The organism is Desulfofundulus luciae (assembly GCF_030813795.1).
Taxonomy (GTDB): Bacteria; Bacillota; Desulfotomaculia; order Desulfotomaculales; family Desulfovirgulaceae; genus Desulfofundulus; species Desulfofundulus luciae.
Window position 1 is genome coordinate 1 of sequence record NZ_JAUSUX010000041.1, and the last position, 9,157, is coordinate 9,157.

The 9,157-nt window shown below is 53.1% G+C and carries 9 protein-coding genes and 1 riboswitch; of the genes, 7 read left to right on the forward strand and 2 right to left on the reverse strand.

Annotation, left to right across the window (positions count from 1 at the left end; translation table 11 throughout):
- From J2Z49_RS14110 to J2Z49_RS14125, 4 genes are all read left to right on the forward strand, one after another.
- The coding region (locus tag J2Z49_RS14110; protein WP_307403755.1) for an acyl-CoA dehydrogenase family protein at window positions 1–150 on the forward strand (150 nt) is incomplete at its 5' end.
- A 52-nt stretch (window positions 151–202) separates the two neighbouring features.
- Window positions 203–1,180: a CoA transferase subunit A gene (locus J2Z49_RS14115; RefSeq protein ID WP_072870837.1), complete on the forward strand. Its 978-nt coding sequence runs from the start codon at window positions 203–205 to the stop codon at window positions 1,178–1,180.
- A 5-nt stretch (window positions 1,181–1,185) separates the two neighbouring features.
- Entirely contained in the window at window positions 1,186–2,004 is an 819-nt protein-coding gene (locus J2Z49_RS14120; RefSeq protein ID WP_307403741.1) for a CoA-transferase subunit beta, read from the forward strand.
- A 227-nt stretch (window positions 2,005–2,231) separates the two neighbouring features.
- The gene (locus J2Z49_RS14125) at window positions 2,232–3,986 is read left to right on the forward strand and encodes a sigma 54-interacting transcriptional regulator (RefSeq protein ID WP_407650099.1); all 1,755 of its coding nucleotides are present in this window, start codon (window positions 2,232–2,234) and stop codon (window positions 3,984–3,986) included.
- A gap of 33 nt (window positions 3,987–4,019) precedes the next feature.
- Here J2Z49_RS14125 and yhbH read toward each other — a convergent pair whose 3' ends face one another.
- The gene (gene yhbH / locus J2Z49_RS14130; protein WP_307403744.1) at window positions 4,020–5,174 is read right to left on the reverse strand and encodes a sporulation protein YhbH; all 1,155 of its coding nucleotides are present in this window, start codon (window positions 5,172–5,174) and stop codon (window positions 4,020–4,022) included.
- 11 nt (window positions 5,175–5,185) lie between these two features.
- Window positions 5,186–7,081 (reverse strand): PrkA family serine protein kinase, encoded by a 1,896-nt coding sequence (locus J2Z49_RS14135; RefSeq protein ID WP_307403746.1) that lies wholly within the window; start codon window positions 7,079–7,081, stop codon window positions 5,186–5,188.
- A 214-nt stretch (window positions 7,082–7,295) separates the two neighbouring features.
- Here J2Z49_RS14135 and J2Z49_RS14140 point away from each other — a divergent pair, with 214 nt between their 5' ends.
- From J2Z49_RS14140 to J2Z49_RS14150, 3 genes are all read left to right on the forward strand, one after another.
- A complete protein-coding gene (locus J2Z49_RS14140; protein ID WP_307403748.1) occupies window positions 7,296–7,937 on the forward strand; it encodes a YkgJ family cysteine cluster protein in 642 nt (213 codons plus the stop codon).
- A 12-nt stretch (window positions 7,938–7,949) separates the two neighbouring features.
- A complete protein-coding gene (locus J2Z49_RS14145) occupies window positions 7,950–8,243 on the forward strand; it encodes a hypothetical protein (RefSeq protein WP_307403750.1) in 294 nt (97 codons plus the stop codon).
- 23 nt (window positions 8,244–8,266) lie between these two features.
- Window positions 8,267–8,352, forward strand: a riboswitch (cyclic di-GMP riboswitch).
- A gap of 505 nt (window positions 8,353–8,857) precedes the next feature.
- Window positions 8,858–9,079 (forward strand): CheW domain-containing protein, encoded by a 222-nt coding sequence (locus J2Z49_RS14150; protein ID WP_307403752.1) that lies wholly within the window; start codon window positions 8,858–8,860, stop codon window positions 9,077–9,079.
- Window positions 9,080–9,157 lie beyond the last annotated feature (78 nt).

Here is a 9,157-nt window from a genome sequence, read left to right on the forward strand (position 1 = left end):
ACCAACGCGGTACAGATCCTGGGCGGTTACGGCTACTGCAAGGAGTACCCTGTGGAGCGGTACATGCGCGATGCCAAAATCACCCAGATCTACGAAGGCACCAACCAGATCCAGCGGCTGGTCATTGCCAAACACCTGTTGCGGGGTTAAATATGAATCTTCAAATTTAAGCCGGCCCAAAGAAATTTAGGGAGGGTTTTTCATGGCCAAAAATAAACGCAAGAGTATTAAAGAAGCGGTACAGCTGATTAACGACGGTGACATGATTACCTTTTCCGGTTTTACCATCTGGCGGCGCCCCATGGCCATTGTCTACGAGATGGTGCGCCAGCGCAAAAAAAACCTGCACCTGATCGAGGTCAATTCGGGCACCCATGGTGAAATCCTCATCGGGGCGGGTTGCGTCAAGGTTTTGGAAACCTGCTGGATTGGCCACGAGTTGTACGGGAAGGTCGGGGCCAACGCCGCCCGCAAGCTGAAATCCGGGGAACTGATTGTGGAAGATTACAGTCACGTGCACATGATCATGCGTTTTGCCGCCGGGGCCATGGGCGTTCCTTACCTGCCGACCCGGGCTTCCCTGGGTACGGACATTCTCAATCCCGAGTATGACGCCCTGGGCAAACATGGCCTGCGGGATGGCTCCAATCCCCGCATTCCCAGACGCAAATTTGAATTTTTAACCGATCCTTTCTTTGGTGAGCAGGGCGATATTATTCACGTACCCGCGGCGCGGCCTAACGTATGTATTGCCCACGTGCAGCAGGTGGGGGAGGAAGGCACCGTGCGGGTATACGGGCAGCGCTATTCCGACGCGGAAGCCATCAAAGCCGCCGACAAGGTGATCGTGGTGGCCGAAGAAATCGTGCCGGAAGAGGTTATCCGCCAGGATCCTACGGCCAACCTGATCCCGCATTACCTGGTGGATGCCATCGTGGAGCAGCCATGGGGTGCCCATCCCACCGGATGCTTCGGGTATTACGAGGTGGACGGGAAGTTCATTCGCGATTTCTACAGCAAGACCAAGACCCAGGAAGGCTTTGACGCGTGGGCGGAAGAGTGGATCCTCAAAGTAAATAGCTTTGATGAATACCTGTACAAGATAGGTTTCCGGCGCCTGGATTTGCTGCGGGCCAACTCCTCCTACAAGTACAGCACGCGGGTGAAGAGGGGTGCATAGGGAATATGCGTAATAACCACAGTCCGGCTCAGCCCGGGGAATACAAGCTGATAGAACTTTTGGCCGTGGCCAGTGCCCGGGAAATCCAGGACGGCGAGGTCGTATTTGCCGGCACCGGGCTACCCATGCTGGCGGTAACCCTGGCCCAGAAAACCAGTGCACCGCGGGCTTCCATCATTTACGAGGCCGGCTCCATGGACGGGCGACCGGCACACCTGCCTTCTTCCGTTGGGGACGCCCGCTGTGAGTACAGGGCTTCGGTATCCTCGGGCCTCCTGGACGTTTTCGGCCAGCTGCAGCGGGGGGTTGTGGACCTGGCCTTTCTGGGCGGGGCGGAAATTGACAAGTATGGCAACGTAAACACCACCGTCATCGGCGGTGACTATTACAATCCCGCGGTACGCCTCACCGGTTCGGGCGGCAACCCGGATATCAACTCCCTGGCCAAGCGCACCGTGTTCATCATGGTTCAGGAGAAGCGCCGTTTTAAAGAACAGGTGGATTATGTCACCTCACCGGGCTGGCGGGTCAAGAAGTGGCCCGGTGGTGAATGGGTCACGCGCCAGGAGGCTTTTGGTTCGGTGTTCCGGGGCGGGCCGGTGGCGGTAATCACCAGCATGGCCGTCTTCCGTTTCGATGAGGAAACGGGAGAGATGTACCTGGATACCGTTCATCCGGGCGTTACCGTAGAAGACGTGAAAAATAACGTGGGTTTCGACCTGGATGTCAGCCGCTGCCGGGGTGAAACTTCTCCCCCCACCTATCATGAGCTGTACCTGCTGCGCAATGTCATTGATCCGGAAGGACTCTTCCTGGGCAGTTGAACAGCCGGGTACCGGCGGATGTCCAGCACCATGGGGAAGTTGATTGCCAGGTTTGATTTGAACGACGGCCCGGGGAAAGAAAAGCGGCCCCGGGCCCTTTTTTTGCCGGCGGCGCCGGCCTTTATTTTTTTAATTTTAAAAAGGAGAGGATTCTGAACAAGCCGTGTAGAAAAAAGTGATCAAGTGTAAACGTAAGTAGAATGCCTGGCGGTGAGGTGGGACGGGCTTTGAGCAAGAGGGTTGGTCTGGCGGAGACAATAATACCGGATCTGGGTGACATTTTAGATTCCCTAGCCAGCAATGTCGTTGCCGTAAACAAGGCAGGGGAGATCATTTATTGCAGTCCGCAGTTTGCCCGCTACCTGGAAATGCCCAGAGAGGAACTGATTGGCCGCCATATTGAAGAGTTTTTTCCGGGAACGCCGCTTCTGGATGTGCTTCAAGACGGGCGGCCGCAGTTGGGACGCCGCCTGCAGTTAAAAGACGGGGTTTACCTGGTCAACCGCACTCCCATCTGGCGTAACGGGGAGATAGTGGGTGCCATATCGGAATTTCAAAATATCAACGAAATCCAGAATATCATCGACGAGCTTTCCAGCGATAACGCCCGCATCCGGGAGCTGAAGAATTTACTGGAACAAATTCTGGATCTGTCCAGTGACGGGATCGTGGCCATAGACCGGAATTACGTGATTACCATGGCCAACCATAATTTTGCCAGCTTCTTTAACAGAACCCCCGAAGAAATTATCGGCAAAAACGTTTATGAAGTATACGGGGAGAGCAAACCCATCTTTCCCCGGGCCATGGAGACGGGGGAAGCGGAATATGGATATTTGGGCAACCTCAACGGCCATGAAGTTATCGCCAACCGGGTGCCCCTTATCCGGGACGGGGAAATTGTCGGGGCCCTGGGAGTGGTAGCCTTTCGGGATGTGGAAGAGTTATACGCCCTGATCAAAAAAATCCGCCACCTCAAAAGCGAGCTGGATTACTATAAAGGCGAGCTGGAGCGGGTTCACCGCAGCAAGTTCAGCTTCGACCAGATTATCGGCCGCAACAAACAATTTGAAGCCGTCAAAGAAACGGCCCGCCGGGTGGCCATGACCGGTTCCACCGTCCTCATCCTGGGGGAGAGCGGCACCGGCAAGGAACTTTTTGCCCACGCCCTGCATACTGAAGGCCTGCGCAGCAAGGGCCCTTTTATCAAGGTTAATTGCGCAGCAGTACCCGAAAATCTCCTGGAGTCGGAGTTATTCGGCTATGTGGAAGGGGCCTTTACCGGGGCCCGGAAAGGCGGGCAGCCGGGCAAGTTCGAGCTGGCCCACGGGGGAACCATCTTTTTGGATGAAATTGGCGATATGCCCCTGTCCATGCAGGCGAAACTCCTGCGGGTCCTGCAGGAGAAGGAAATTGAACGGTTGGGAGATACCAGGCCCCGCCGCGTGGATGTACGGATTATCGCGGCTACCAACCAGAACCTGGAAGATCTGATCGGCAAAGGCCGCTTTCGGGAAGATTTGTATTACCGCATCAACGTAGTCACCTTAAATATTCCCCCTTTGCGGGAACGCATGGACGACCTGGAACTCCTGGTGGAGCACTTCATTAAACATTTCAACCGCCAGTTCGGCCAGCGGGTAACGGGGGTTTCCGCGGAGGTTATGGAAATACTGATGAACCATCACTGGCCGGGTAATGTGCGGGAACTGGAAAATGTTTTGGAACGGGCCTATAACGTGCTGGACGGCACCGTTATCCAGAAAAAACACCTGCCTCTTTACCTGCAAAAGGCCGGCCTGGCCGGGGGGCAGCGGACCGCCCAGAGCGGCCTGCCCAGGCTGGTGGAAGAGGCGGAAAGGGAAGCCATTTTAGAAGCCCTGGCGGCCACCAGAGGCAACAAGCGGCAGGCGGCCCAATTGCTGGGTATATCCCGGGCCGGCCTGTACAAGAAGTTAAAACGGTATCAAATCGGGGGTTAAAAAGAAAAAAGCCGGGAGACGTGCTCCCGGCACCTAATGTCTCACTTGCTCCGGTGCCACACTGAAAAATTTTTTCAAGGCAGGGTACACGTCCTTTTTATCCTTAATGGTAATGGAAACGAATCTGGGATTGGTTATTTTTTTGTATGCCGAACGCAGGGTGCTGGTATAGTAATACGGCCCTTCGATTTCCCCGTAACCCACCAGGTTGCATACCTTTAAGAGCTCATTGACCAGCCTGACACAATTTTCGTTGTCCGAGGCCAGGTTGTCGCCGTCGGAAAAGTGAAAGGCATAAATGTTGTAGTCCTGGGGCGGGAAACGGTTTTCAATGATCTCCAGGGCCAGTTTGTAGACCGATGAGCAGCGGGTGCCACCGCTGGCTCCCTTCGTGAAAAATTCCTCTTCGGTGGTTTCCCTCGCCTCCACGTGGTGGGCCAGGAAAACAATTTGCACATTCCTGTATTTGGTGCGCAAAAACCGCACCATCCAGAAAAAGAAGCTGCGGGCGATGTACTTCTCAAAGGGTCCCATACTGCCCGAAGTGTCCATCATGGCCAGAACCACGGCGCTGGATTCGTACTTGAAGGTGACATCCCAGGTTTTGTAGCGCAGGTCGTCTTTGGTTATGGTGGAGAGGCCTTTTTTGCCCTGCAGGGCATTGCGTTTAATGGCCTCGTAGATGGTCCGCTTGCGGTCGATATTGCTGGAAATGCCCATCTTGCGGACGTCTTTAAATTCCACCGATTCGGAAGCCAGTTCGGGTTTTTTCTTTTGATCCAGGTTGGGCAGGCCCAGGTCCTCAAAGATCAGTTCGGCCAGTTCATCAATGGTGATGTCGGCTTCATAATAATCTACGCCCGGCTCTTCACCGGCCCCACCTTTGCCCTTTCCTCCCCCATACTGGGGGTCGCTGCCCAGTACGTCTCCTGCCTTGCTCTTGCCGTCGCCCTGGCCGGCATGCTTCATTTTCCCCCGGTCATAGCGGAAATGATATTCTTCTATCGAACGGATGGGAACTTTAATTACTTTATTCCCATCGGACATGATAATGCTTTCCTCACTGACCACATCCGCCAGGTTTTTCTTAATGGCCTCCCGGACCTTCTCCTGATGACGCTGCCGGTCAATCTCCCCTTTGCGGTGCAGCGACCAGTCTTCCCGGGAGATGATGTATTTTCCGGACATCAGCCTCACCCCTAGCGGTTCAACAGGCTGCCAACATATTTCAGCAGTTCGTTGGCACAAACGGCGCAGTACCCGTATTCGGAAATGAGCTTGTTGCTGACCTCGTTGATGCGTTTGAGCTGCTCGGCATCGGGAGTCTTGGTGGAGGTGGTGATTTTGACCACGTCCTTCAAATCGGCAAACAATTTCTTCTCCACCGCTTCCCGCAGCCTCTCGTGGCAGGTGTAGTCGAACTTCTTACCCTTGCGGGCGTAGCTGGACAGGCGGATGAGAATTTCCTCCCGGAAGCTCTTTTTCGCGTTTTCGGACACGCCGATTTGCTCCTCAATGGAGCGCATCAATTTTTCGTCGGGATCCAGTTCTTCGTCGGTAATGGGATCTTTTAATTTGGTTCCGTTGCAATAGGCCTCCACATTGTCCAGGTAGTTGTCGAAGAGTATCCGGGCCGACTCTTCGTAGGAATAGACGAAGGCCTTCTGCACTTCCTTTTTGGCCATCTCGTCGTATTCCTTGCGGGCTATCGAGATGAAGTTTAAAAGCCGCTCCTTCTCTTCCCTGGTGATGGAAGGGTGCTGGTCCAGCCCGTCTTTCAGCGCCCGCAGCACATCCAGGGCGTTAATGCACCTGGTGGAGGTGCGGATGAGGGCAGAGGAGAGGCGGTTGATCACATAGCGGGGGTCCACTCCGCTCATGCCCTCCTCCGGCGCTTCATTTTGCAGTTCGGTAACGTCCTTTTGTTTGAAGCCTTCCACATCCTCGCCGTCGTAGAGCTTCATCTTTTTCACGATGTCCATGCCCTGTTTCTTGCTTTCCTTCAGCCTTGAGAGAACCGAGAAGATGGCCGCCACCCGCAGGGCGTGGGGGGCAATATGTATATCTTTAAGATCGCTCTGCCGAATTAGTTTTTCATAGATCTTTATTTCATCGCTTACCCGCAGGTTGTAGGGGATCTTCATGACAATGATGCGGGAGTGCAGGGCTTCGTTTTTCTTGTTGCTGATGAAGGCCTTGTACTCATTTTCATTGGTGTGGGCCACGATCATTTCGTCGGCGTAAATAAGAGCAAAACGGCCGGCCTTGAAGTTGCCTTCCTGAGAAAGGCTCAGGAGGTTCCACAGGAATTTTTCGTCACATTTTAGCATTTCCTGGAATTCCATGATGCCCCTGTTGGCAATGTTCAGCTCGCCGTCAAACCGGTAAGCCCGGGGATCCGACTCCGAACCGTACTCGGCGATGGTGGAGAAGTCCACGCTGCCGGTGAGATCGGCAATGTCCTGGGACTTGGGGTCGGAAGGGGTGAAGGTGCCTATGCCCACCCGGTTTTCCTCGGACAGAAAAATCCTTTCCACCCGTACATTTTCAATCTTGCCGTCGTATTCCGTTTCCAGCATCATGCGACAGTAGGGGCAGAGCTCCCCTTCCACGTAGACGCCGTATTCCTTCTCAAATTCCGGCCTCAGCTCCCTGGGGATTAAATGCAGGGGTTCTTCGTGCATGGGGCAGCCTTTGATGCCGTAAAGGGCCCCCCGGTCGGTGCGGCTGTACCGCTCCAGGCCCCTCTTTAACATGGCCACCAGGGTGGATTTGCCGCCGCTCACCGGTCCCATCAGCAAGAGGATGCGCTTGCGCACGTCCAGCCGCCGGGCGGCCGGGTGGAAGTATTCCTCCACCAGTTTTTCCAGGGTCCTATCCAGACCGAAAAGTTCACTGGAGAAAAATTTATAGCGCTTAACACCATCTATTTCTTCTACACCGTTGTCCTTGATCATGTTGTAGATCCGGGCGTGGGCAAGCTGACATACCCAGGGACGTTCCTTGACTATTTGCAAATACTCCTGAAAAGTGCCTTCCCAGGCCAGCTCCTTTTCCAGGGAACGATGCTTCTCCAGCCGCTGCAGGAAGTCCATGGTCTCACTCCTTTGGCCCGTGGGATTTCAGCCACAAGCCGGATGTACAATTTCTAGTGTTTATTAGTAGTACATTATATGCATCCGGGGCTGGTAGAAGAATCTGTCAGCCGACAATATCTGCACCCGGGCGGGGGAGTTGTTCAAGGATTTCCCCGGCAAAGAAGCGAATAAAAATAAAAGACCTTTTGCAACGACATTTTACAGAAAGAAGGTGCAGAAAATTAACAGGGACTCCTGTATACGCTGTGGCACCTGTTGCTTGAAAGGCGGCCCGACTCTCCACCATGAAGACAAGGAACTCCTCCTGGCTGGATATGTAGGGCATCAGGACCTGGTAACCATCAGGAAGGGTGAATTGGTGTTCGATCCACTCCAGGACACTTTCAAACCGGTTCCGCGGGAACTGGTCAAGGTGCGCGGGAAAGGGAAGGAATGGTCCTGCTGCTTTTTTGATGAAAAAAGCTCTGCATGCACCATTTACGAGCACCGTCTGCTGGAATGCCGCCTTTTAAAGTGCTGGGATACCTCGGCGCTGGAAAGCGTGGTGGGCAGAAACACCATCGTACGCGCCGACGTTATCAATTCTCACGACCCGATTCTAAAGGTTATCGAGATACATGAGCGGGAATGCCCGTACCATGAGGTTGAAGAGCTAATCTCCAACCTGTCCCGGGAGACGGATAAAACGAAAACCCTGGCCAGGCTGAATGAACTTGTCCGTAAAGACCTGGCCATACGTTTTTACGCCATTTCGGAACTGGGATTGCGTGAGGAGTTCGAGTTGTTTATTTTCGGCCGCCCTTTGTTTAAAGTGCTGAATTCCTGGAAAGAGCGGAGGTTCCGGAGCCTTTGAGACTGCTACTTCGTGCGGGCCTGGGTGGTGCTGCATTCTGCGGCGGACGCGGCCCGTACCGGGAGGGAGAGCAGGACTATTTCAAAAAACGTCGAAATACTTCTCCAGATATTAACTTCTTGCGATGAGCGCGACATGTTTTTTGCAGAATCATCTAAAGGGGCAGGCTTCAAGCCGGCAAAAATTGAGGAAAACATGGAAGTCGAACTGGAAGGGGAAAATGTGGACATGATGGAAGGTTCGAGAAAAGGAAAGAAAAACAAAAATGGGCTGAAAAGGATAAAGTCAGATCAGGTCAATTACTAACTTGATTTAGACAACTTCGCAGTCCCGATTAAAGGCAAAGCCATTGAAAAATGGCGGCGCAAAGCTATAGGGGCTAAGGCGAACAACGCTATGCCAGCCAGCTGCCGGGGTAAGGTGCAAATGTGTGTATTCTGAGCAGGACCCGCCCTAACCGGCTGGGTCCTTAATTATTATGCTGGAGAAATTGTTATTCACCTCTCCATATGAGTTTACTTCAGAAGGAAAGAGAAAGTATGAACGACCACAAAATTAACTGGAAAGAAAACTTCGGTGTCTTCGCACATTTAAGTAACCGTATTGCCGCAAAGCAACAGAACAAATGTGCGTGCGCGGGGGGGGGGGGGGGTATTATCTTCTAGTGATGGCAACATAATCCACCCGCATAAAATAAACTTCTTTCCTCCCTCCCCTGATTGTCCACAAAACAAGGGACCTCCTGCCTCTTTTACTTCCGCCTGGAAATTCCCAATTCATTCAAAGCAGGTTAGCCTAAAACATCAAAGTTCTTCGCAGCTATAAGGAAGGTTAACAGGAGGTGAACAGGAAGTTCTATGTTATCTCCCGCCATACAGCCCATCCTTGCTATAGCCCGCCCGTTTTTCCCCGACAGTGCCTTGGAGAAAATCCTCCGAACCATCCCGGAATACACGGACGAATACCAGCCCCCGGACGTTTCCAAAGATCAGCATACGCGGATCATCCTGGTTAAAGTTCTGGACAGGCTCTTCGACCTATTAGTAGATCGCGTTTTGAAAGTAAACACGTACCGTGAAAACGAACTGGAGACGCCCGAGGTGGTGGGCGTTAACGGCGACATTCTGCGTTTGTCAATATAAAATTGATCCACCTGATAATGTGAAAGTGATCCACCAATGATAAAGTAAAAGTGATCCACTTCCACCGTTTTACCAATA

Excerpts from the sequence above, each read along its gene's own strand:
- yhbH (WP_307403744.1), bottom strand. The coding sequence starts at position 5,174 with ATGTCCGGAAAATACATCATCTCCCGGGAAGACTGGTCGCTGCACCGC.
- J2Z49_RS14115 (WP_072870837.1), top strand. The coding sequence starts at position 203 with ATGGCCAAAAATAAACGCAAGAGTATTAAAGAAGCGGTACAGCTGATT.
- J2Z49_RS14120 (WP_307403741.1), top strand. The coding sequence starts at position 1,186 with ATGCGTAATAACCACAGTCCGGCTCAGCCCGGGGAATACAAGCTGATA.
- J2Z49_RS14135 (WP_307403746.1), bottom strand. The coding sequence starts at position 7,081 with ATGGACTTCCTGCAGCGGCTGGAGAAGCATCGTTCCCTGGAAAAGGAG.